Origin of the sequence: Pedobacter sp. (genome assembly GCF_965227205.1) — a bacterium.
Taxonomy (GTDB): domain Bacteria; phylum Bacteroidota; class Bacteroidia; order Sphingobacteriales; family Sphingobacteriaceae; genus Pedobacter.
Window position 1 is genome coordinate 1,407,037 of record NZ_OZ245727.1, and the last position, 24,473, is coordinate 1,431,509.

24 protein-coding genes and 1 tRNA gene are annotated in these 24,473 nt (G+C 34.8%); 7 read left to right on the forward strand and 18 right to left on the reverse strand.

Features of this window, described 5'->3' with window-relative positions; translation table 11 throughout:
- Positions 1–79 precede the first annotated feature (79 nt).
- Entirely contained in the window at positions 80–1,921 is a 1,842-nt protein-coding gene (locus tag ACO05K_RS05975) for a glycoside hydrolase family 2 protein (RefSeq protein WP_421943542.1), read from the forward strand.
- 57 nt (positions 1,922–1,978) lie between these two features.
- Here ACO05K_RS05975 and ACO05K_RS05980 read toward each other — a convergent pair whose 3' ends face one another.
- Together ACO05K_RS05980 and ACO05K_RS05985 are read right to left on the reverse strand one after the other, a co-directional pair.
- Positions 1,979–2,341: a response regulator transcription factor gene (locus tag ACO05K_RS05980; RefSeq protein ID WP_421943543.1), complete on the reverse strand. Its 363-nt coding sequence runs from the start codon at positions 2,339–2,341 to the stop codon at positions 1,979–1,981.
- A 99-nt stretch (positions 2,342–2,440) separates the two neighbouring features.
- Positions 2,441–2,692, reverse strand: a complete 252-nt coding sequence (locus ACO05K_RS05985; RefSeq protein WP_421943544.1) for a hypothetical protein — start codon at positions 2,690–2,692, stop codon at positions 2,441–2,443.
- 140 nt (positions 2,693–2,832) lie between these two features.
- Between ACO05K_RS05985 and ligD the strand changes: the two genes are divergently transcribed.
- On the forward strand, positions 2,833–5,526 hold the full coding sequence (gene ligD, locus ACO05K_RS05990) for a DNA ligase D (protein WP_421943545.1): 2,694 nt from the start codon (positions 2,833–2,835) through the stop codon (positions 5,524–5,526).
- A 1-nt stretch (position 5,527) separates the two neighbouring features.
- Here the strand turns inward: ligD and ACO05K_RS05995 are convergent, their stop codons facing one another.
- The 4 genes from ACO05K_RS05995 to ACO05K_RS06010 form a co-directional block, all read right to left on the reverse strand.
- A complete protein-coding gene (locus tag ACO05K_RS05995) occupies positions 5,528–5,965 on the reverse strand; it encodes a DoxX family protein (RefSeq protein ID WP_421943546.1) in 438 nt (145 codons plus the stop codon).
- A 234-nt stretch (positions 5,966–6,199) separates the two neighbouring features.
- Positions 6,200–6,937: an MIP/aquaporin family protein gene (locus ACO05K_RS06000; RefSeq protein WP_421943547.1), complete on the reverse strand. Its 738-nt coding sequence runs from the start codon at positions 6,935–6,937 to the stop codon at positions 6,200–6,202.
- Positions 6,938–6,971: 34 nt separating this feature from the next.
- Positions 6,972–8,462, reverse strand: a complete 1,491-nt coding sequence (gene glpK / locus ACO05K_RS06005; RefSeq protein ID WP_421943548.1) for a glycerol kinase GlpK — start codon at positions 8,460–8,462, stop codon at positions 6,972–6,974.
- Between the two features lie 21 nt (positions 8,463–8,483).
- The gene (locus ACO05K_RS06010; protein WP_421943549.1) at positions 8,484–10,073 is read right to left on the reverse strand and encodes a glycerol-3-phosphate dehydrogenase/oxidase; all 1,590 of its coding nucleotides are present in this window, start codon (positions 10,071–10,073) and stop codon (positions 8,484–8,486) included.
- A gap of 154 nt (positions 10,074–10,227) precedes the next feature.
- On the opposite strand from ACO05K_RS06010, the gene ACO05K_RS06015 reads away from it, so the two are divergent.
- Complete coding sequence (locus ACO05K_RS06015) at positions 10,228–10,992, forward strand: DeoR/GlpR family DNA-binding transcription regulator (RefSeq protein WP_421943550.1); 765 nt, start codon at positions 10,228–10,230, stop codon at positions 10,990–10,992.
- Positions 10,993–11,031: 39 nt separating this feature from the next.
- On the forward strand, positions 11,032–11,424 hold the full coding sequence (locus ACO05K_RS06020; RefSeq protein WP_421943551.1) for a response regulator transcription factor: 393 nt from the start codon (positions 11,032–11,034) through the stop codon (positions 11,422–11,424).
- Positions 11,425–11,479: 55 nt separating this feature from the next.
- Here the strand turns inward: ACO05K_RS06020 and ACO05K_RS06025 are convergent, their stop codons facing one another.
- From ACO05K_RS06025 to ACO05K_RS06060, 8 genes are all read right to left on the reverse strand, one after another.
- Positions 11,480–11,815: a hypothetical protein gene (locus ACO05K_RS06025; RefSeq protein ID WP_421943552.1), complete on the reverse strand. Its 336-nt coding sequence runs from the start codon at positions 11,813–11,815 to the stop codon at positions 11,480–11,482.
- A gap of 86 nt (positions 11,816–11,901) precedes the next feature.
- Positions 11,902–13,098, reverse strand: a complete 1,197-nt coding sequence (locus ACO05K_RS06030) for an acetate/propionate family kinase (RefSeq protein WP_421943553.1) — start codon at positions 13,096–13,098, stop codon at positions 11,902–11,904.
- 2 nt (positions 13,099–13,100) lie between these two features.
- Positions 13,101–15,191: a phosphate acetyltransferase gene (gene pta, locus ACO05K_RS06035; protein WP_421943554.1), complete on the reverse strand. Its 2,091-nt coding sequence runs from the start codon at positions 15,189–15,191 to the stop codon at positions 13,101–13,103.
- A gap of 193 nt (positions 15,192–15,384) precedes the next feature.
- Positions 15,385–15,469, reverse strand: a tRNA-Ser gene (locus ACO05K_RS06040).
- Between the two features lie 96 nt (positions 15,470–15,565).
- The gene (locus tag ACO05K_RS06045) at positions 15,566–16,555 is read right to left on the reverse strand and encodes a YihY/virulence factor BrkB family protein (protein WP_421943555.1); all 990 of its coding nucleotides are present in this window, start codon (positions 16,553–16,555) and stop codon (positions 15,566–15,568) included.
- An 8-nt stretch (positions 16,556–16,563) separates the two neighbouring features.
- Positions 16,564–16,974, reverse strand: a complete 411-nt coding sequence (locus ACO05K_RS06050) for an acyl-CoA thioesterase (protein WP_421943556.1) — start codon at positions 16,972–16,974, stop codon at positions 16,564–16,566.
- Positions 16,974–18,029 carry an endolytic transglycosylase MltG gene (gene mltG, locus ACO05K_RS06055; RefSeq protein WP_421943557.1) on the reverse strand — a complete coding sequence of 352 codons (1,056 nt, stop codon included), beginning with the start codon at positions 18,027–18,029 and terminating at the stop codon, positions 16,974–16,976. The genes ACO05K_RS06050 and mltG overlap by 1 nt, the downstream gene beginning before the upstream one ends.
- A 19-nt stretch (positions 18,030–18,048) precedes the next feature.
- On the reverse strand, positions 18,049–18,819 hold the full coding sequence (locus tag ACO05K_RS06060) for a PASTA domain-containing protein (protein WP_421943558.1): 771 nt from the start codon (positions 18,817–18,819) through the stop codon (positions 18,049–18,051).
- 200 nt (positions 18,820–19,019) lie between these two features.
- On the opposite strand from ACO05K_RS06060, the gene ACO05K_RS06065 reads away from it, so the two are divergent.
- The 3 genes from ACO05K_RS06065 to ACO05K_RS06075 all read left to right on the forward strand — a co-directional run bounded on the left by ACO05K_RS06065 (position 19,020) and on the right by ACO05K_RS06075 (position 21,088).
- On the forward strand, positions 19,020–20,009 hold the full coding sequence (locus ACO05K_RS06065; protein ID WP_421943559.1) for a D-alanine--D-alanine ligase: 990 nt from the start codon (positions 19,020–19,022) through the stop codon (positions 20,007–20,009).
- A gap of 10 nt (positions 20,010–20,019) precedes the next feature.
- Positions 20,020–20,601 (forward strand): Crp/Fnr family transcriptional regulator, encoded by a 582-nt coding sequence (locus tag ACO05K_RS06070; RefSeq protein WP_421943560.1) that lies wholly within the window; start codon positions 20,020–20,022, stop codon positions 20,599–20,601.
- A gap of 85 nt (positions 20,602–20,686) precedes the next feature.
- Entirely contained in the window at positions 20,687–21,088 is a 402-nt protein-coding gene (locus tag ACO05K_RS06075) for a DUF983 domain-containing protein (RefSeq protein ID WP_421943561.1), read from the forward strand.
- A 37-nt stretch (positions 21,089–21,125) separates the two neighbouring features.
- Here ACO05K_RS06075 and ACO05K_RS06080 read toward each other — a convergent pair whose 3' ends face one another.
- The 4 genes from ACO05K_RS06080 to ACO05K_RS06095 form a co-directional block, all read right to left on the reverse strand.
- Entirely contained in the window at positions 21,126–21,650 is a 525-nt protein-coding gene (locus tag ACO05K_RS06080) for a hypothetical protein (protein WP_421943562.1), read from the reverse strand.
- A gap of 74 nt (positions 21,651–21,724) precedes the next feature.
- On the reverse strand, positions 21,725–22,477 hold the full coding sequence (locus tag ACO05K_RS06085; RefSeq protein ID WP_421943563.1) for a copper homeostasis protein CutC: 753 nt from the start codon (positions 22,475–22,477) through the stop codon (positions 21,725–21,727).
- Between the two features lie 3 nt (positions 22,478–22,480).
- Positions 22,481–23,356, reverse strand: coding sequence for a YegJ family protein (locus ACO05K_RS06090; RefSeq protein ID WP_421943564.1), 876 nt, complete (start codon positions 23,354–23,356; stop codon positions 22,481–22,483).
- Between the two features lie 47 nt (positions 23,357–23,403).
- Positions 23,404–24,441, reverse strand: a complete 1,038-nt coding sequence (locus ACO05K_RS06095; protein ID WP_421943565.1) for a N(4)-(beta-N-acetylglucosaminyl)-L-asparaginase — start codon at positions 24,439–24,441, stop codon at positions 23,404–23,406.
- Positions 24,442–24,473: the final 32 nt, after the last annotated feature.

Consider the following 24,473-nt stretch of genomic DNA (forward strand, 5'->3'; position numbering starts at 1 on the left):
TGCGGTTTAAGTAAATAATTTGTTGTAAAAAGATGCAGGTAAAAGGTTTTACTATATTTACTCTTTAACCACATATATAATGAAATTCAATAAATTACTCATTCCCTTAAGCTTATTTATTAGCATTGGCGTTCATGCACAAACTAATTGGACATTTAAAAAAGATAAAATTGTTACCGATTTTGCTTCGCAGGTAAATCCAAGTGCGGTATTGCCAGAATATCCACGACCACAATTATCAAGAGAAAACAATTGGAAAAATTTAAATGGTTTGTGGGAGTATGCAATTATTCCGAAATCAAATAATGAGCCTTCAAAATATGATGGAAAAATTCTTGTTCCTTTTGCGGTTGAATCTGCACTTTCTGGCGTAGGTAAAACAGTTGGAAAGGATAGTGTTTTGTGGTATAAAAATAACATTACCATTCCTTCATCATTAAAAAATAAAGATGTTTTATTGCATTTTGGTGCGGTGGATTGGCAAACTGAAGTTTATGTAAACGGAAAGCTTGCAGGCAAACATGAAGGAGGTTTCGACCCTTTTAGTTTTAACATAACTGCCTTATTAAAAAGTGGAAATACCCAGGAAATTAAAGTAAAAGTTTGGGACCCAACCGATGATGGACCTCAACCAAGAGGAAAACAGGTAAAGAAACCAGAAGGGATTTGGTACACGCCTGTTACAGGAATCTGGCAAACGGTTTGGATAGAAGGTGTTGCAAAAACTCACATCATTAATACGAAGCAAACGCCAGATATTGATGCGAAAACAATTTCGGTTATAGCTAATCTTGCATCGGCACAAGCTGCAGATTTGGTTAAAATTGAAGTTTTAGAAGGAGGTAAAGTCCTGTCTCAAAATCAGATTAAGCCGGGTGCTACTGCAGTAGTTCCGGTTAATAATCCAAAACTTTGGTCGCCTGATAGTCCTTTTCTTTACGATTTAAAGATTAGTGTGGTAAGACAAGGTAAAGTTGTTGATGAGGTTAAAAGTTACTTCGCAATGCGAAAAATTTCTGCAGGAACAGATGCTAATGGCATAAAAAGAATGTTTTTGAATAATAAGTTTCTGTTTCAATATGGCCCGTTAGACCAAGGTTTTTGGCCAGATGGATTATATACGCCACCTACAGAAGCCGCAATGAAATTTGATATTGATGAACTTAAAAAAATGGGATTCAATATGATAAGAAAGCATATCAAAGTAGAATCTGCAAGATATTACAACTATTGCGATAAGATTGGAATGTTACTTTGGCAAGATATGCCGAGTGGAGATTTAGGCAATGGATGGGAACCAAATCCAGGTATTATTGGCAGAGGAACTGAGCAGAAAAGAACTCCAGAATCAGAAGGATATTATCGTAAAGAATGGACAGCAATTATGGATGCTTTGCATAACTATCCTTGCATCGTTGTTTGGACACCTTTTAATGAAGCCTGGGGACAATTTAAAACGGTAGAAATTACCGAGTGGACGATGAAAAAAGACCCGTCACGTTTGGTAAATAGCGCAAGTGGAGGAAACTTTTTCAATACTGGTCATTTTGTCGATTTACATCATTATCCGCAACCAGCAATGCCAAGGCCAGATTTGTTTGGAAAGAACAGCATTTTGGTTTTAGGTGAATTTGGTGGTTTAGGCTTACCAGTAACAGGACATACCTGGCAAAATAAAAATAATTGGGGTTACCAAAGTTTTAAAACCGCAGATGAGATGTTAGCTAAATACAAAACCTTTACGGATAGAATGATTGAATTAATTCCAGCAGGTTTATCAGCAGCGGTTTACACTCAAACTACCGATGTTGAAGGTGAAATAAATGGCTACATGACTTATGATAGAAAAGTTATCAAAATGCCATCAGCAGAATTGCTAAAATTGCATACTAGATTATATGATGCTTCTTTAGTGAAATAAATTGAAACTTGTAAAAACGAACAAAAGGGAGATTAAAATATTAATCTCCCTTTTTTATTAGTTTGGCGCATATTTTCCAACCCTTTCAGCAAAATCATTTAAGTCAAATGGTTTATTAATAAAATCTTCTGCTGTACATTTTGATTTTACCTGGGCTAAATGGTTATTTGCCGACATCATCATCACAGGAATATTGTGTGTTTTAATATTACCTTTCAATGCTGTACAAATGTCAATTCCATTTCCATCGGGGAGCATAATATCCAAAATTATCATATCTGGTTCATGCTGTTGCATTTGTTGCCAAAAGGCTTTTGAATCCTTGCAGCCTTTAACTTCGTAAAGTTCTTCTGTGAGTAGAAATTCTATAATTTCTCTGATATTAGGATTATCCTCAACTACATAGATACACTTTTTCATAAGCTTAAGTTCTATGATGTAATAACTCAAAACTAAATTTGTTGTTTACGCTAGTTATTCACAATCATATACTTATCAACTTATACTTCAAGTTTTAGCTTAGTTTTTATCGTACCAGTTAGGTACAGCTATGTAATCATCATCCCAGATAATTTCATCATCATCGCTTTTAAAACCGGCAGAAATGTATTTAATATTGGGCTCTTCTTCAGATAATTCAGTTTTAAACTGATAAGCATCGATAGCCAAATGATGATAAAGTTTAGTTTGTTCTGTTTTATTCTCGGTTAATAAAATCAGGGCCTTTTCTCCTGTTTTTAAAGTTATAACCACGGTGCCCTTTACTCTCATAATCAATGCTTTAAGAATGTAACAGAAATGTTTAGTAAATGTTTCATAAATACATTGATGTTCAGTAAAGTATGAGTTTTATATATTGATAAAAATCAAACCTTTGCTATGCTGTTTGGTTTTATATCAAAACAATCACTATGAGTTTAGCTAAATATAAATCGAAGCGAGATTTTTCTAAAACGTCAGAACCTAAAGCGGGCAAAAGCTTAAGTAAAACAAAATTGATGTTTGTTATTCAAAAACATTATGCATCTCGGTTACATTATGATTTTAGACTTGAAATGGATGGTGTTTTAAAAAGTTGGGCAGTTCCAAAAGGTCCATCAACAGATCCTAAAAATAAACGTTTAGCAATGATGGTTGAAGACCATCCCTTTGATTACCGCAATTTTGAAGGTATTATCCCAAAAGGAGAATACGGCGGGGGTACAGTAATTGTTTGGGATGAAGGAACTTATGAGCCAATCGATAAGATAAAAGGTAAGCAAGCACAGGAAAAACATTTACTGAAACAGCTTAAAGAAGGTTCGTTAAAAATAAATCTACATGGCAAAAAGCTAAAGGGAGAGTTTGCATTAGTAAAAACAAATGGAATGGGTGAGAATGGATGGCTGTTGATAAAGCATAAGGATGATTATTCATCTATAAAAGACATTACTAAAGACGATAAATCTGTTCTTTCTGGTAAGAATATTAAAACAATGGAAAAAACATCTGAGATGATTTGGAAAGATGGACATGAAGAGAAAATCAAATCGCCTAAAAAAACTCTTCAGGATAAGCTTGAAAAAAAAATAAAACCAGAAGATGTAGAAAAGGATTTCGATGTTAAAAAGTTACTTGCCAAGGCACCAAAAAGTAAAATGCCTGAGCATATAAAACCTATGTTAGCAACCTTAGTTGATGAACCATTTGATAATGACGATTGGCAATACGAGGTGAAATGGGATGGTTATCGGGCTTTGGCATTTGTAAATAAAGGAAAAGTTGATTTGCTTTCCAGAAACAATAAATCTTTTAATGATAAATTTTACCCGATTTACAATTTACTCGAAAAGCAAAAAATAAGCGCTGTTTTTGATGGAGAAATTTTAGTGCTGAATGAGAAAGGAATTTCGAATTTTGGCGCCTTGCAAAACTGGAGAAGCGAAGCTGATGGTGAACTGATTTTTTATGTTTTTGATTTGCTTTGGTATAATAACAAAAACCTGATGGATTTAACATTAGAAGAACGGCAAGCAATTCTTGCTGATGTTTTACCTGTTGATGATGATAGAATAAGGTTGAGTAAGGTTTTTAAAGCCAGTGGAATAGATTTTTTTGATGCTGCAACAAGAATGGGTTTAGAGGGAATCATCGCAAAAAAATCTGATAGCACTTATACTTCTGATAAAAGATCGAAGGAATGGTTAAAAATAAAAGTTAATAAAAGGCAGGAAGTTGTAATTGTCGGATACACCAAAAATGATGATACATCAAAATCCTTTAGTTCGCTTTTGTTGGGTGTTTATGAAGGTAAAAAACTTCATTATGTTGGAAAGGTCGGGACAGGTTTTTCTGATAAACTACAGAAAGAATTACTTATGGCTTTTGAGCCATTAGTTACCGATAAAGTTCCTTTCGATGAAGTGCCTGATGTAAATAAGCCATCGAGATTTAGGCCAAATCCGCCGAAGGCGAAAGTAACCTGGTTAAAACCTGAGTTGGTTTGCGAAGTTTCCTTTACTGAAGTTACGGACGATGGTGTTTTTCGTCATCCTTCCTTTCAAGGAATGCGAGAAGATAAAAAAGCAAAAGATGTAAATCGGGAAAAAGAAACATCGACAGAGAAGGTTGTTGATGATAAAACAGAAGATAATCATTCTAAAGCTTTAAAACCGCCAAAATCTCAGGAACCGAAAACGTTGTTAAATCCTAAAGATGAAACTCAGGTTCGGAAAGTTAAAGGCCATGAGTTGAAATTTACCCATTTGAGTAAGCTTTACTGGCCAAAAGATAAAATTAGCAAAAGAGATATGTTTAATTACTATTATCAGGTTGCCGATTATATTTTGCCTTACTTAAAAGATAGACCTCAATCTCTAAATCGCTTTCCTGGCGGGATAAATGGTAAAAGTTTTTATCAAAAGGATGTGAAAGGCAAAGCGCCAGAATGGGCAGAAACTTTTCCTTATGAAAATGGGGAAGGAGAGCATAAAGAATATCTGGTTGGAACGGGAGTTGATAGCTTGCTTTGGATGGCATCTTTAGGTTGTATTGAAGTGAATCCATGGTTTAGCAGAGTACAAAAACCAGATAATCCGGATTATTGTGTGATTGATTTAGATCCTGATAAACATACCTTCGACCAGGTGATTGAGGCCGCAAACGAAACCAAAAAAGTTTTAGATGCGCTTGATGTACCATCTTTTCCTAAAACGTCTGGTTCAACAGGTATTCATATTTATATTCCATTGGGTACGAAATACAGTTATGACCAGAGCCAGATGTTTGCAAAAATTGTGGTGAGTCTGGTGAATAAACAAATTCCGGATTTTACCACATTGGAAAGAATGGTTTCTGCCAGAAAAGGGAAAATGTACTTAGATTTTTTACAAAACAGACCGGGAGCAACCATCGCAGGACCATATTCTTTACGACCAAAACCCGGTGCAACCGTTTCTATGCCTTTAGACTGGACCGAGGTAAAGCCTGGATTAAAAATGACGGATTTTAATATTCATAATACCTTAGATAGATTAAAAATCGAAGGGGATTTATTTAAAGGCGTTTTAGGTAAAGGAATTGATTTGAAAAAAGCAATTGCTAAGGCAAAAGATACATTTGGTTAATTTATTTATCAAGCAAATTATCAATACTCCATTTATAATCAGATAAGCAAGAAAGTAATAAAGCTCCTGCGCTTGCAGAAAATACTGAATAGTTAAATGGTGCTTTTAATCCTAAAGAAATTGCCATGCAAACGCCAAAACCTAAAAGTAAAGCAAAACTGCCTAAGGCAGCAAATCTTGTTTTGTATCCAATAATCAATAAAATGCCAAATGCAACTTCTGCAATGGTTGCAATCCAACCGAAAATATCAGATATCGTTCTATTCAGAACAGGAAGCAAAATGTGAGTGTAATCTAAAAATGCATCCCAGTTTCCCCATGCAATGTTTTTACCATCAGCCACACCAAGCCAGCCAACTCTATCTACAATGGCGTAAATAAAGGCTATGCCTAATGCGAGTCTTAAAAATATTTGAGCGTAAGCGTAATTATTTTTCATCTGTAGATTTGGATATCTTCAAAGATAAAATTGATTTAAATAAAAAAACTTAATCTGGTTTAAGAAATTTAAAAAACAAAAAAGGATAGGCACCCGGCCTATCCTATATCTAAACCCAAACATGCGCTCAAACATGAATGAATTACACAAAGGTATTAATTATTTGATTTTAATGCGATATTTCTTATGGGAAAAAGCTTGTTAATTCTTTGTTACAGTTATCACTAAATCGTATTAATACTTAAAATTTAAAGCGAAATAAAGTAAAGCGGCTAATGTAGCACCACAGATTGGTCCTACAATTGGTACCCATGCATACGCCCAATCGCTACTTCCTTTTCCTTTCATCGGAATGATGCTGTGAATGATTCTTGGGCCTAAATCTCGTGCAGGATTTATGGCGTAACCAGTTGTTCCGCCTAAAGCCAAACCAATAACCCAAACTAAAAATGCAACCGGAATGGCACCGATAGAACCCAAACCAATTGGTGTTTTATCCGTTCCCATTTCGGCATTTGTGAAATAAAATATCACAAATATTAAAACGAAAGTTCCAATGATTTCGGAAAGGAGATTCGATTTTAAGTTTCTAATGGCGGGTGCAGTAGCAAATGGAGCGGCCTTCAATCCTTTATCATCAGTAGCATCAAAATGGTCTTTATAAATCAGCCAGACTAAAATAGAGCCTAACATTGCACCGCATAGCTGAGCTAAAATGTAATATGGTACTTTAATCCAAGCGAATTTCTGGGTTATGGCCAAAGCAATTGTTACTGCGGGGTTTAAATGCGCACCACTATACGGAGCAGCGATTACAACACCAACGAATACTGCGAGTGCCCAAGCGGTTGTAATCACCATCCAACCGCTATTATTGCCTTTTGTATCTTTTAAAACAACGTTGGCAACAACTCCATTTCCTAGAAGAATAATTAGCGCAGTGCCAATAAATTCTGCAACAAATTCTGTCATCTCTATATTTGGTTAATTCAATTTAGTAATTTTTTTAATCTTCTGCGCAAACTCTGGCAGCTTTAATCGCCCGATTCCATCCCTTAATTCTTTCCGTATTATCTATTCCTTCGGTTGCAGTGAAGGTTCGGTTAATTTTCCATTGAGAGCGTATTTGCTCAACACTATCCCAAAAGCCTGTTGCTAAACCAGCTAAATACGCCGCACCAATAGCAGTTACTTCAGTTACCTCTGGCCTTACAACTGTACTGTTCAATAAATCAGCTTGAAACTGCATCAGTAAATCATTTGCTGTTGCACCGCCATCAACTCTTAATTCTGCAATATTTACGCCTGCATCGGCTTCCATTGCTTTTAAGACATCCATTGTTTGGTAAGCAATACTTTCTAACGCTGCTCTGGCAATGTGCGATTTGTTAGTACCACGAGTTAAGCCTGTAATTGTACCGCGAGCATGTTGATCCCAATGCGGTGCACCTAAACCGGCAAAGGCGGGAACGATGTATACACCTTGCGTATCAGGAACTTTTTTGGCAAGTGTTTCAACATCAGCAGATTTTGAAATTAAACCCATTTCATCTCTAAGCCATTGAACTACAGCACCACCTATAAAAATACTGCCTTCTAAAGCATAATGAACTTCGTTGCTAATTTTCCATGCGATTGTGGTAAGCAGATTATTTGCTGAAATTTTTGCTTCTTTTCCAATATTCATCAGCATAAAACAGCCTGTTCCATACGTGTTTTTTACCATTCCAACTTCTGTGCACATTTGTCCGAACAGTGCCGATTGTTGATCGCCTGCAATACCTGCAATTGGTAATTTTGCTGCTAATATTTTACCTGCAGTTTCGCCATAAACTTCGCTAGATGATTTTACCTCAGGAAGCATCTGTTTTGGAATACCAAATAATTCAAGTAATTCGTTATCCCATTCTAGCGTATGAATGTTGTATAGCATTGTACGCGATGCATTTGAAACATCGGTAACATGTGTAACTCCTGTAGTTAATTTCCAGATTAACCAGGTATCAATTGTACCAAATGCAAGTTTCCCGGCTTTTGCTTTTTCCATTGCGCCATCAACATTTTCTAAAATCCATTTGGCTTTAGTAGCCGAGAAATATGAATCAATAATTAGCCCGGTTTTTTCCTGAATTTTCTTAGATAAACCTTTCGCTTTTATTTCATCGCAATATGCAGATGTTCGTCTATCTTGCCAAACTATGGCATTATAAACCGGAATGCCTGTTTCCTTATCCCAAACTACCGTAGTTTCCCGTTGATTTGTAATGCCGATTGAATTTATATCCTTAACAGATAATCCTGCTTTTACAATAACTTCTGCAACAACAGATAGTTGTGTAGACCATATTTCCATCGGATCATGTTCTACCCAACCTGCTTGTGGATATATCTGTGTAAATTCTTTTTGTGCAATGGCAACAATTCCGCCATCGTGGTTGAAAATAATTGCCCTCGAACTGGTGGTTCCCTGGTCGATAGACAAGATAAACTTGCTCATAATTCAATATTAGGTTAGGTGCTATTCGGTTAGAATTGCTTGCTTTTGTTTACTATTGGTGTGAATATAATTCGATGCCAAATTATTAAAAATTTCTACTTGCTGCTGTTCCCAATCTTTATCTGTGTGTAACGCTTTTGCTAAAATTGCAGCCACAACCGGAGCCATTTCCATTGCGGCCTTCGCATCAATAAATAAAACCCTTAAACGTCGGCTCAAAATATCTTCAATGGTTTCGGCCATTTCATTTTTAATCGCCCAAACAACTTCCGCTTTATTGTATGGGAAATCAGGATGTAATTTCTCACATAAATCTGCTTCGGTGCGCATTAACTCCTCAATTTTCTCTTTGTCAGAACCGTAAATATCTAAGTAACTTCCATCTCTAAAATCAGTGCATCCATTAATTTTTAAAGTTCTCGTAATACAATCTTTTGCGACTAGGTGAGCGTGATTAATGGCTAAATCAACGGTTTCTTCTGCCATGCGGCGATATGTTGTCCATTTTCCACCAGTAATCGTAATTAATCCTTTGGCAGATATTAGTAGCTTATGGTCGCGGCTAATTTCTTTTGTGCTATTGCCATCATTGTTAGTCGGAGCAGCAAGCGGTCTTAATCCAGAGAAAACACTTAAAATGTCGTTTTCAGTTGGTTTTCTGTTGAAGTATGATGATGCGGTCGCCAATATAAAATCAACTTCCTCCTTCAAAGCTTTAGGTTCCAAACTATGCTCGTTTATTGGCGTATCTGTTGTACCAACCAATAAATGCTTGTGCCATGGTACGGCAAAAAGTACCCTGCCATCTGATGTTTTTGGAATCATCAATGCTGATTCCGTATTCAAGAAACTTTTATCTAAAACAATGTGAACACCTTGACTTGGACGAACCATATTCTTTGATGCAGGATTATTCATTTTTAAAATGTCATCAACGAAAACGCCAGTAGCATTTATAACTACTTTTCCTGTGAAAGTATTTTCCTTTCCAGTTAAAACATTTTCAGTTTCGATACCAGTTACAGTCTCATCTTGCTTTTTAAGTGCAATTACTTTTGTATAGTTTAATAGGGTAGCCCCATGTTTTATAGCAGTCTGCGCAATGTTTATTGCTAATCTTGCATCATCAAATTTTCCATCGAAATAACGTATTGCGCCTTTTAAACCTTTCGATTTAATCTCAGGCATCAACTTTAAAGTTTCGCTCTTTGATAAAAATTTAGATTTACCAAAACTATATTTTCCTGATAGCCAATCGTATATGGTTAATCCGCTTAAGTATTTAATGATTGAAAACCAACTGTAACACGGAATTATAAATTCTTCTTTATTAACTAAATGAGCTGCATTTTGTTGAAGTAAACCTCTTTCTTCTAACGCATGTTTTACTAAATTAATATCACCTTGTGCCAAATAACGTACGCCACCATGAACCAGTTTTGTACTTCTGCTAGATGTTCCTTTCGCAAAGTCAGATTGCTCAACAAGAAGTGTTTTTAATCCACGAGTTGTTGCATCCAAAGCTGTTCCTAAACCAGTTGCGCCACCACCGATAATTATAATGTCCCATGATGTATTATCTTCAATATGTGGATTGTGTATTCTCTTCATTAAAAACAAAATGTAATAAAACGAAACAATACGCAATTATAAGTAATCATAATCGAAATAATATAATATTCAGGTTAAAAAATTATTATTTTATTTATATAAATGATTTTTCAAATCGCTAATTTGTGGCGTTTTAAAAACACATCTTAATATTATGATGAATTTAGCTGAAAGGCACCAGTTAATTTTAAGTCGTTTACAAAGAGATCAGTATATTAACGTTGTTGATTTATGTAAGGAACTGAAAGTATCTTCCGTTACGATAAGAAAGGATTTAAAACTGCTCGAAGATAAAAATCTTTTATTTAGAACACATGGGGGTGCCACCATGAATAATCCTTACACGGTAGACAGACCTGTTAACGAGAAAGAAAAACTTCAATCATCTGAAAAAAATAAAATTGGTGTTGCTGCTGCACAGCTGCTCAATGAAAATGAATCAATTGTAATTGCTTCTGGTACTACAGTATTATATTTTGCGAAGAATATTCCGGCAGGAGCTAATTTAACCGTGGTAACTTCTGCATTGAATGTTGCCTTAGAGTTAATGAGGGAAAGTAGTATAGAAGTTATACAATTGGGTGGCTTGCTCAGGAAAAGTTCCTCATCTGTTATGGGTAGTTATGCAGAACAGGTTTTAGGAGATTTTTATTTTAATAAGCTGTTTTTAGGAGTTGATGGTATCGATTTAGATTTCGGACTGACAACAACCAATGCAATGGAAGCACATTTAAATAGGAAAATGATTAATGTTTCACAGAAAACGATTGTGCTTGCCGATTCTACAAAATTTGGCAAAAGAGGCTTCGGTAAAATCTGCGGATTAGAAGAAATTGATCATATTATAACAGATAAAGGAATTTCTGAACAAATTGTAAAACATTTAGAAGGTTTAGGTGTTACTGTTACTATCGTATAAAATAATTTCGATATTTAAACCAAAACAATAATTTGAACCATGTCAAAAAAACGCATACACATTTTAGAAGACGATCAGGAAATCAGAAATGTAATTGAAATTCTTTTAAAAGAGGAGGGATTTGAACTTCAGCTTTCATCAACATTTTCAGAGCTTAAAAAAAACATTAAGGATGCAATGCCTGATTTGTTTTTGCTTGATGTAATGTTACCTGATGGAAATGGAGCTGAAATCTGCGAAGATTTAAAAACAGACATTTTTACTAAACACATCCCAATTATAGTAATGTCTGCACAGAACAATAGTGAGCAAAAAGCCATAGACGCACTTGCTGACGATTATATAAGCAAGCCATTTGATATTTATGATGTTTTGGAACGTATAAATAAACAGATTGATAAAGCAAGAGCTAGTAAAGAAGCTAAAGCTTAATATTTACATATATTGAAAATAAAAAATGGGATTTGCTTCTGGCAAATCCCATTTTTTATTTAAGGTCTTTAACAACATCACCTTCTAAATTACTCAGGAGGACAACAATATCATTAATTTTATTTGCTGTCTTCAATTCCGTTGGTGTCTCTACACTAAATATAAATTTCAACCCTCTAAAATCAGTTAATTTCTGTGTAGAGGTGTAGTAGTATAAACCGCCCGTTTCTATAAATCTAACATACCAATACAAAGTTTCGGGTTCGTTTGTATTTACGTTTAATATTCTTGTGGTGTAAACGTTAAGTTTAATGGCATCTGCAGCTGGAACAGTTTTTTTACAAGCATTAAATGTTAATAATAGTATAATGCCGATAATTAATTTTTTCATAAAATTTAATAACGGATGCAAAAATAATAAAAACTATCTTTCAACCTATTCTTAAAAAGATAAGTTTAAACTTGAATTTTAGGGTGTTAGTTTAAAAGATTAAAACACTGATTAGCGATTTCAAACTCTTCATTTGTAGGAATTATCAAAACCTGAACCTTTGCTTCTTCGTTACTGATGTTCAATAGTTCACCTTTATAGTTCTTATTTTTGTCATCTTTAATGTTTATGCCTAAATAATCCAGGTTTTTACATACTGAACATCTCATTTCAGCATCGTTTTCTCCAACACCAGCTGTAAATACTAAAGCATCAACTCCGTTTAAAATAGCAGCATAGGCTCCAATAAATTTTTTAATTCTATAAGCGTAAATTTCTAAAGCAAGTTTAGCAGCTTCATTTCCTTCACTAACTAATTTATTAATGTCACGCATATCGCTAGATCCACCAACGCCAACTAAACCCGATTGTTTATTTAGTAAAGTGCTTAATTGTTCAAGCGTGTAACCAGAATGTTCCATCAAATGAAAAATTACAGATGGATCTATATCGCCAGATCTGGTTCCCATCATTAAACCACTTAAAGGGCCAAAACCCATACTGGTATCGATAGATTTTCCATTTTTGATTGCAGTAATACTACAACCATTACCTAAATGAACGCTGATAATCTTCGAATCTACTTTGTTGAGATGTTTTATGGCTTGCTCACTTACATATTTATGGCTTGTGCCATGGAAACCATAAACTCTAATTCCATGCTCTTTGTAATACCATTCAGGAATTGCATAGCGATAAGCTTTCTGCGGAATAGTTTGATGAAATGCCGTATCAAAAACTGCTATTTGCTTTGCCGATGGAAAAGTTTGCTCTGCAACTTCAATACATTTATAATTTACCGGATTGTGCAATGGAGCAAGTGAAAATAGCTTTTTAATTTGATGTTTTACTTCATCATCAATAATTGTTGCACCTGTAAAATGCTCTCCACCATGCACAACACGATGGCCAACCGCCACAATATCCTCAGGACTTGCAATTACTGCATTTTCTCCTTCTGATAGCAAGCTTAAGACCTGCTTTAAACCTTCTCCATGATTCGAAATAAAACCATCTTTTTCAATAGTGATTTTTTCTCCGTTAGGAAAAACAGAATGCTTTACAAAAGAACCTTCTATGCCGATACGCTCTACCAAACCACTACAAACAGGTTTTGGATTAGGCATTTTAAATAATTGATATTTAATGGAACTACTTCCTGAATTGATAACTAAAATATTCATAATTATATTATATCCTGACATTGAATTGCTGTGATGACAACTGTGTTAAAAATATCATCTACAGTACAACCCCTACTTAAATCGTTTATAGGTTTGTTTAATCCTTGCAACATTGGTCCGATTGCTAATGCGCCAGTTTCTCTTTGAACAGCTTTGTATGTGTTATTTCCGGTGTTTAAATCAGGAAAAATTAATACGCTGGCTCTTCCGGCAACTTCAGACCCTGGTAATTTTTGCTGACCAACAAGTGGGTCTACAGCCGCATCGTATTGTATCGGACCTTCAATTTTCAATTCCGGATGTTTGGCTTTTACAATTGCAGTTGCTTCGCGTACACGTTCCACATCTTCGCCTTCGCCCGAGCTTCCTGATGAATAGGAGAGCATTGCAATTCTTGGCTCAATACCAAATTTAGAACTGCTTTCTGCTGATGAAATGGCAATTTCTGCCAATTGTTGTGCTGTTGGATTAGGGTTAACTGCACAATCGCCAAAAATGGCTACACGTTCCGGCAAACACATGAAAAATATTGATGAAACAACAGAAACACCCGGCTTAGTTTTAACGAATTGTAAAGCTGGCCTGATGGTGTGTTGAGTGGTATGAACTGCGCCAGAAACCATTCCATCTGCATCACCTTTGTAAACCATCATAGTGCCGAAATACGATACATCTGTCATCATATCTCTGGCCATCTCCATATTTACATTCTTGTTTTTGCGTAACTCGTACAATGTTTCTACATAATCATCGTATTGAGTTGATTGAGCGGGATTGTGTATATTTATGGCATTAACATCTAGGTTTAATCCCAGTCTTTTAATTGATGTTCCAATCTCAATTGGGTCGCCCAATAATGTGATGTTTACAATATCCTGGGTGATTAATTTTTCTACCGCTTTTAATATTCTTTCATCATTACCTTCGGGTAACACAATATGTTTTTTTTCTCTTTTAGCCCACTTTACCAAATTGTATTGAAACATATGTGGCGTAATTCCCTCGTAACTAAAAGTGATGATTTTATCGTCAAGCGCTTTAATGTCTACATATTTCTCAAAAAGTTCTATTGCTACAGCAATTTTCTTTTTATTATCTATTGTAATTTTTGAATGAATAGAACCGATAGCGGTTGTTGTTTCAAAAGTGCCTTTTTGTACAGAGATTATCGGAATTATGGTTTGCAGTCCTTCGATTAATTTTATCATAGGCTCATCAGGTAAACTTCCGGCAGTTAATACAATGCCGGCAATTTTAGGGTAGTTTGCCGATAAATTTGCCTGCAGCGAGCCGATGATGATATCGCCTCTATCACCTGGAGTAACAATGAGTAAATTATCTTTAATGTGCCTTAAAAAATTTGGCAACATCATGGCTCCGGTAACAAAATTATCTACCTGATTTTCCATTAAATCTTCTCCAAATAGCACTTCTGCACCTAAAGTATCAGTAATCTCTCTCATGGTCGGGCTTTGAAGGCCACTTTCTATCGGGATAACAGCAATTAACAGCTCTGACGGTAACTGATTTGTTAAAGCTTGTTTAATACGTTCAGCCTCTTCAGGGTTTACCATATTTGCTACAACGCCTAAAACCTGAACATCTCTCAGCAAGAAATTTCTATAGATGTTTATTGCTGATTTAAAAAGCTGACTAGCAGTTTTGTTCTTGCCAGAGACAACTATTAGAACAGGAGCACCAAGATTTTTGGCAACTAAAGCGTTTGATTCAAATTCAAAAGCCATTCCTTCTCCAAGAAAATCACTTCCTTCAATTACTGTAAAATCATAATTATCTTCTAATTTTTTGTATTTGGTGATAATTGTATTGATGATATCACCGCTATTTTGATGCTCGTGCAACATATCTTGCCTTGTAAAAGCAAACGCATCTTCATACTTAACAGGTAGCGAAAAATAATCGAGCATAGCTTCTACGTGCTTATCTTTTTGATTGGCATCATCTTGTGCGATAATTGGCTTGAAATAGCCTACCTTTTGTGTTTTAGCAAGCAGCATGTTAATCATTCCAAAAGCAATAACCGATTTTCCGGTATACGGTTCTGCAGAAGCGATGAAGATATTCTTAGTCATAGCGAAGAGTAAATTTTATAGATAAACCAATTATCGGCAAGATAGTTGGAAAATTTTAAAATGTGATTTGTTTATTGCAATTTTATTTAGAATTGTTCTAAACAATTAGCTTTAGAATAATTGATAAATTCCGGGTGGATATAAACAAAAAAAAACCTGAATCAATAATTCAGGTTTTCTTAGCTTTTCGAAGCGGAAAGCGAGGGATTCGAACCCCCGGACCTATGACAGTCAACAGTTTTCAAGACTGCCGCATTCGACCACTCTGCCAGCTTTCCGGAGGCAAAAGTACAAACTCTGCTTAAATCTGCAAACTCTGATTAACTTTTTTTTATATAAAATTGATAATTGCTTAACACAGAGGAAGAAAAAAATTATTTCTTAGTGATATTTTCCTCAATTGGAGCAGTTTTTTTGAATAAGTTGAACTTCGGACGAATAATTTTAACACTTCTTTTGCTCACGTCAACGCTCGCATTTAACTCAAAACCGATTAATAAAATGAGCGAATTAAGATAAAGCCAAATCATTACAACAATTAAAGTCCCGATAGAGCCATAAACTTTGTTGTAAGAACCAAAGTTGTTGATGTAGAACGAAAACCCCCAGATGGTTAAAAAAGCTAAAATTGTAGCCAACCAAGAACCCGCACTAAACAATTTCCACTTTTTTGCATGCGATGGGCCATAGCGATAAAGAATAGAAATTGTTATGAAATAAAGGGCTGCTAGTAGTGTCCATCGTGTAAGCTGTATGGCATAAACAGCCAAACTATCTTTAATGTGAAGTTCTGTTTTGATATAATTTAAAAGCAACTCTCCAATTGCCATTGCACTAATACAAATTACAATCGAGATGAAAATTATCATCGTTAATATTAATGCAATCATCCGTTGTTTTAACCAACCTCTGGTTTCGATTACTAATGATGCTTTATTAAATGCTTTCATCAGGTTTTGAACGCCGTTGGTGGCAAAAAATATGGCCGATAAAAAACCAAATGATAGTAATCCTCTGTTCTGGTTCTTGATAATATCTTTTAGAGTGGTTTCAAATGCTTCGAAAGCGTTGTGAGGTAAAATCAGCTCAATAAGGCTTAAAAGTTTATCCTGAAAGCCAGAAATTGGTATAAAAGGGATTAGTGTAAATAAAAAGATGATACTAGGAAATATGGCAAGCATAAAGCTGTAAGCCAATGATGATGATTTGTTTACCAGCGATTCTTTCTTTATCTCTCTAAAAAAGAAAGTTGCAACTGTAAACAGGGGTAAAGGGCTGAAACCAGGCAGCACGCAAATTTTAGTCCACTCTATAAATTTAGTGTAGAACCGAAAATTTAATAATTGCCTGTGTAACCATTCCATTAATTATTTTATACAAAATGAGGTGTAACGCCAGCCATAAAGTTTTTAGGCGGATGACATGGTCTTCTGGTTGTTTTATCTACAAAAACCAAAACCGTTTTGCCAATATTAATTAACTCTTCTTTTTCGTTGTAGATTTCATATTCAACATTAAGCCTAACGGTTGGTAACTCCTTTACAATCGATTTAACTGTTAAGACCTGGTTATAAAGTGCAGGTTTTAAAAACTTAGATTGCAATTCTAATAGCGGTAACATAACGCCTTCAGCTTCCATTGATTCGTAAGTTATACCAGAGCAAGCTTCAAAACATTCAGTTCTGGCTATTTCATAGTATAATGCATAGTTTCCATGGTGAACAACGCCCATTTGGTCGGTTTCTGCATAGCGAACCTTAACCTTTGTTTCGTGTACAAACATTATTTAAAAATGTTTCTTTTGTTTAAAGCATCGCGATATTTCTTCGCATTAATTTCATGCTCTGCTTTAGTTTCTGCAAAATTATGGTAACCTGAAAAATCTTCTTTGGCACACATATAAATATAATTGTTCTTGTTGTAGTTTAAAACTGCATCAATAGCATTTATACTTGGCATCATAATCGGTCCTGGAGGCAAACCAGCATATTTATAAGTATTGTATAAAGATTGAACCTGCAACAATTTATTAGTTACTCTCTTTACTGTAAAATCGTTATTTGCAAAAATTACAGTTGGGTCTGCCTGTAATAAAATGCCCTTATTTAAGCGGTTAAGATATAAACCTGCAATAATTGGCATTTCTTTATCATATAAAGCTTCGGCATCTACAATTGATGCAAGCGTATAAACCTGTGCAGTAGTTAAATTTAAACTTGCTGCTTTTTGTTTTCGTTCTGCAGTCCAGAATTTATCGTATTCTTTGTGCATACGTTCAAAGAAATCAACTGGCGATACATTCCAATACATTTCATAGGTATTTGGGATAAACATGGTATAAACATTATCCTGATTTAAACCATATTTACTAATGAAAGCTGTAGAATCTAATAAGCTTATGAAACTCAAAGAATCAGCCTCTAAATTACTAGCCAAATACGCTGCGAAATTTTCCTTTTTACGTATGTTTTGGAATTTAAGTTTAACGGGTTCCTGGTTTCCGGCTTTAATCATGTTAATTAAAGTACGGTTTGTCATTCCCTTTGTTAAACGATAACGACCAGGCTTAACATTGGTTGGAAGGTTCATTTTGCCAGCAGCACTAGCAAAAGATGAAGTGCTTTTCAAAATATCTTTTGTTCTTAAAGTATTAACCAAATCATCATAACTAGAATTTGTTTTAATGTAAAGAAACTTCTGGTTTTCGGTTACGTTTGGTGCAAAATAAAGTTTGTAAACATTTAATGCGAAGTATCCGCCGATTAAAACGGCCAATACCACTATAGTTAAAGCAATTTTTTTTCCGGTAGTCATACTCTTTTTTTCAATCTCGCTCATTTGTGTAATGCGTAAAAGATTATTGTTGTTTATTAGATATTGTGATGTTAATTTTTGTACCGATAGCAACTTTAGTAAGTGAATCAACAGGTGTTGGATCTTGTTTAGTAATTACTGCGTTTGCACTATCCGTAATTAAACCTTCGTAAATTATATTTCCTAAAGTTAGTGCCGAACCTTTTAAGCTAAACTTGGCTTCATCAATTGTTAAACCTATTAATTGCGGAATATCAACTTCTTCACTTCCTCGTCCATCACCAAGAACTAAATTAATTCTAGAGCCAACTGGTATAGTTTGACCCGCTTCTATGGGTTGTCCGCCAAAGCTTGCTTCCAACACTACATCACGACTAACATCTGCCTTGTAAGTTGTGTCACCAAGTTTTAAACGAGAACTTTCAATAATTGCTTGTGCTTCTCTGAGCGTTTTAAAAGCGATATCAGGGAACTTAGTATTTGGCGTATTCGCAGTATTTATCGTTAAGTAAACTGTACGATTGTCTTTAACAAATGTATTTGGATCAGGGTCTTGGTCTATAACTAAACCGGCTGGTTGATCCATTATATAAACAGAATCTACTTCATACTTTAAACCCGCTTCTTCCAATTTAACAACGGCATCAGCAAAAGATAAACCTTTAACTAGCGGAACGTTTAGTCCTTGTCCGTGTTTGGTGTAAAACCGTAAGCTAAAAAATGCAACTAAAAGTAAAACGAAAACTGTTATTACAGCAGCAATGAGGGTTTTTCTAAACGATTTTGTTTTTAAGTACTCTATAAATTTAGACATCAATTATCAAATTCTGTGGTTAAGCCTGTAAACTCAAATGTAGGCAAATTTTAATTATAGCTTTGATGAGTAATAAGCCTTTAAGCAATAAGCTTACCAACTACGATAATTCTATAAATCAAAATTAAACTTTGCACAAAGATATTTATATTTTTGAGGATATATTTACATCAATTTCTAATTATTAAAGGATTTTCCAGATGAAAAAAACTATAGCCTTATTAACAGGCGGAACCACAGGCGAATGGGTTGTTTCAGTAAAAAGTGCGGCAACAATTGCGCATAATATTGATGCTGATTTATATGATGTATATAAAATTATGCTTAATGATAAAGGTTGGTTTTATGAGCCTGCAGATTCTGTTAAAATAGAGGTTGATAAAAATGATTTCTCGTTAAATATAGACGGTAGAAAAATAAAATTTGATGGTGTTTTTATCGCTATTCATGGTTCTCCAGGTGAAGACGGAAAATTGCAAGGTTATTTCGATATGCTAAACATTCCATATACTACTTGCGATGCTTTAACTTCATCTATAACAATGAATAAAGGATACACCAAAGCCATTGTTAACGGTATTGATGATTTAAATGTTGCAAAATCCGTACAGATTTTCAAAAATGGAAGTTATAATATAAATCAAATAAAGCAGGATTTGAAATTGCCATTTTTTGTAAAACCAAATAGTGGAGGAAGCAGTATTGGTATGAGCAAGGTAAAACATGCTGATGATTTGGATGAGGCTGTTAATAAAGCTTTTAAAGAAGATACACAGGTTTTAATTGAGGAATTTGTAAGTGGCAGAGAATTTTCTATCGGAGTTTTCGGTGCTGAAGGAAAGGTAATTGTATTGCCAACAACTGAAGTGATACCAGCCAATGAATTTTTCGATTTTGAAGCAAAATATACGCCTGGAGCAACTGAAGAAATTACACCTGGCAGAATGAGTGATGAAGAAGTAATCAGGGTTAATCGTATCGTTACTGATGTTTATAAAAAATTAAATTGCAGGGGAGTGGTTCGCATAGATTATTTTCTTGAGCATGAAACCAGTAATTTTTACTTTATAGAAATCAATACCATTCCCGGCCAAACGGCAACTAGTTTTATACCGCAACAAGTTGCCGCGATGGGCATTTCGTTAAAGGAGTTTTATACTCGTTTAATGAAAGAAACATTGAAGGGTTAATTCGTTCGTAATGGATATCCAAAAGCTGATTGAGATGGGATGTCCTGTTCGGAAATATCCTAAAGATTCTATTGTTTACGAACCTGGTTCGCAACCTAAAAATATTTTTTTTGTTAAAACAGGAGAGGTTAGAATGGTTACTGTAAATGATGATGGCAAGGAATTTATTCAAGGTATTTTTAAAACCGGGCAGTATTTTGGCGAGCCAGCTTTATTGGTAGATAAGCCTTACTTAGCTTTTACTATTGTAAGCAAGCCTTCGGAAATTGTAACAGTAAGCAAAAAGAATTTTATTAACTTAATAAAAACTGATGCTGAATATAGCATGAGCTTAATTAAGGTTTTAAGTAATCGGTTGTTTTATAAATCGATGATGCTTGAAGAACTTGCGAATGAAAAAGCAGAACATCGGTTATTAACAATTATAAATTACCTTTTTAACGATAATCCTAATGGAGAAAGCTTAAGTGTTACCCGACAGGATTTGGCAGATTTAACTGGTTTGAGGGTAGAAACAGTTATCAGAGAAGTTAAAAATATGGCTGATAAAAATCTCATTATTGTTAAACGAGGAAAGATTTATAAAACGTAAAATTGAGAGATTGCTTTAAAATATGATGTAGGTCATAATTTATCAATTTTATAGAATTTACTTTTGCTGTATTAAAAAAATAACTATGGCCGAGCTAACAAAATTTCAGGCAGTAATACAATGTAAATGCCCAAGATGTAGAAAAGGAGATATTTTTACAGGCAACGCGTATGCATTTAAACTTCAAAAAACTAACATAAACTGCCCGTACTGTAATCTGAAATTTGAACGCGAACCGGGCTTTTTTTATGTTGCTATGTTTGTTAGTTACGCTATGAATGTTGCAGAGATTATAACGATTGGAGTTGCATCTTATGTTTTAGGCTTACCATTAATTTACGAAAACTTATGGTATTATGTTGCATTAATATTGGTTGGTGTATTTCTACTATCACCAATTAACTATAGATATTCCAGAGTGATTTTATTGCACTGGCTAACACCTGGATTGAGTTACGTTCCGGAAATACAGGAGCATAAATCTTAATAAGAAACGCCTCAATTAAAATTGAGGCGTTTCTTATTTATTTTTTCATAGGATGTTGAACATATTCCGAAAGCCCTAAAACCTTTCCGTCTTTAAGTTTAATATCATTAAATAAGTTTATGGTATCTGCTTTTCCATCTTTCATTACTGAAATTTGATTGTACCATAAACTTACCCATTCTTCACTTTTATCTTTATTGATAACTGATTCTGCATCTTCAATGTCAATCTTAAAACTGCTCATTTTAGCAAACTCACCTTGTATTTGCTTTAGAAATTCGGGTTTCGTTCCTTTAAACTTATAACCATCTAAAGTAAACCAAACGCTATCAGCCAAAACCTTTTGCATGCCGGCTGTATCTAAATTTTCAAATGTTTTGAGCAAAGTCATTGCAACAACTAAATTCTTGCTATCAGAATTCATTTCCCAATTATGAACTTTTTTTATTTGGAAAGGGTACTTGGTTGTGTCTGATGATGAAGGACTAACAATTTTTGGGTCATGATTTTGACATGCCGCAAGCAGCAATACAGCTGCTAAAGGAGTTAATAATTTTTTCATGAGAATTAGTTTAATTTAAGAATATATTAAATATACTAATTATCAGTAAGTTATGTGCTGTTTTTATGAAAAAACTAAATGTTATTTATCTCTTTATTAATTATACCAACAAGTTCCATAACAACATCAGTTGATGTTAATTCATATTGATATTCATCATCAATACTTCCCATTTTTGTATCTGTATTTCTGTAAAGCATTTTACTTTTAACAAATTGCTTCGCTGAGGCATGATAATTAACCGCCCCAGTTTTAGAGATAAGTGTTTTTAGATTATCTTTATTTACACCTGCACCAGGCATAATCTCAATTCTTCCGTTTGCTTGTTCTACAAGTTTACCTAAGTTTTCAGCTCCGCCAATTGCCGAAGAAGCCCCACCAGAAGTAAGCACACGAACAATTCCCAAATCAATCAAATCCTCTAAAGCTTTTTCCATATCATTGCTCATATCAAAAGCTCTATGAAATGCTACTTTCATAGGTTTAGCAAGCTCAATTAATTCAGCTGTTCTTTCTTTGTCAACGCTTCCATCAGTTTTAAGTATTCCTATAACTATTCCTTCACAATTTAATGATTTAAAGCTTTTTATATCCTCTTTCATTAACTCGAATTCTATATCAGAATACAAAAAATCACCACCCCGTGGGCGAATAATTGGCCAAACCTCAATAGATAAATTCTTCTTTGCAAAAGCTATTTGACCGTAACTCGGCGTAGTTCCGCCTTCAGCTAAGTTATCGCAAAATTCAACACGTTTTGCACCACCATTTTGTGCAGCTAATGCAGATTCATAACCATTTGCACAAACCTCTAAAATCCCTTTCATTAATTATTCTTTATCGTTTATTGGTCCTAAAACTTTCCAGCCAGTATCAGATTTGAAAGTATTTAGTTTTTGGATTGATTTTCCTCCATCTGGAAACCAGCAGATTTCGGTAATGATATAATGGTTATCAGTTACTTTTTCCCTCTCGAAGGCATTTTGCAAGTCTGCGAAGTTGGGAAAACCGTATTCTTCGATGTTTTTGATAAATGAGAGTTCTAAAACTTCGGCTGTACCTCTTATCGTTTCATCATCTAATTCGGTATTGAATCCAGAAACCATCATTTTTGCCTCTTCATAAAAATCTTTACATGCAATTGCAGCATCTAATTTTTTTTCATTATATGCTTTTTCCAGAGAAAGAATTGCACCTTCTGGCGTATTAAGATTGGTTTTGAAATGGTCAATGCCTTCGTCAATATATAAACCAATACTATTGTCGAATGCTGCTTTTTCTTTATCCGGAACGCCATCTCTAATGGCTCTAATCGTGTATCCGCCAATTAATTTTCCATTTTCGATAGTCATCCAGTCAGAAATTAAATCTCTCTCGATGCCAATTTTCTGATTCAGTTTTACTGTAGTAACATTTACAGGTTCGTTACCAACTGTTCCGAAAAGATTTCCTTCATCGTCAAAATGTGGCTCAGTTAACCAAATGTGTTCTCCATTTTCACCATCAATTATGTGAACTTTAACAGAAAAATAAACCTGATGAGGTTGAGGGTTTGAAAGGCTTTCTTCGAAGTACCAAAGGGTTAATTTGGCTTTCTCAATTGCCCAATTCATAAGTTCATCTTCATTCGGAACGTAAACCATGTCTGGTTCACCTTTGCGCTCTTCAACATTTTTTTTGCCGAAGATTTTAGATAATAATCCCATTTTTTAATTTTTAAGGTTAATAATTTGATGTGGGATGACTTTATGATTTAGTAATAACTTTTTCCTTTGATTAATGAGTCTTGTTTTTCAGCGTTGCAAACCGCGTAGCTAAAGCCTTGTTGAATGGCATACGCACCGTATTCGCCTTTTTTATTGATGGCAAGAAATCCAACCTGAATATTTTTAGCCGTTTCGGGTTTCTTTTTAATAATACGCATCACAGCTTCTTTACAAGCTGCCTCAGGCGTATAACCTTGTCGCATAAGCTCGACAACTAAAAATGAACCAACGTTTCGAACAACTTCTTCGCCAACACCTGTTGATGTTGCGCCGCCAACTTCATTATCAACATATAAACCTGCGCCGATAATAGGGCTATCGCCAATTCTACCATGAAGTTTGTATGCCATTCCGCTGGTTGTACATGCGCCAGAAATATTCCCTTTGGCATCTATCGCCAACATACCAATCGTATCATGGTTGTATTGGTTTCCAGGTAATTTTTGAGGAGCGGCTTTATCATATTGCTTATTCTCAATATTCATTACAGGCTCATATTTAGCCGTTATTAACCATTCTTTCCATGCTTTTTCACTAGCAGGAGTAAGCAAATTTTCTTTCTTGAAACCTTGTTCTAAAGCAAATTGTAGTGCTCCATCTCCTGCAAGCATTACGTGTGGTGTTTTCTCCATTACTTTTCGGGCAACAGAAATGGGATGTTTAATATGCTCTAAAGCCAAAACTGCACCACAGTTACCGTTTTCATCCATAATGCAGGCATCTAAAGTAACTTTTCCATCTCTATCGGGTAAGCCTCCATAACCAACAGTTTGATTTTTTTCATCGGCTTCTGGTACCCAAACACCTTGTTCAACTGCATCTAGTGCTCTACCACCTTTTGATAATACTTTCCATGCATCAGCATTTGCTGCGATACCAAAATCCCATGTGGAAATTACGATTGGTAAGTTTGCAACAACATTATTTTTTTGGTGAGGAATTGCATTGGCGATACTTTTCTTATCAATTGCAAGCAATCCCGCAGAAAGGGCAGAAGCTTTTATAAATTTACGACGATTGAACATTTACCTAAATGGTTAAGCGATTAATTGTATGA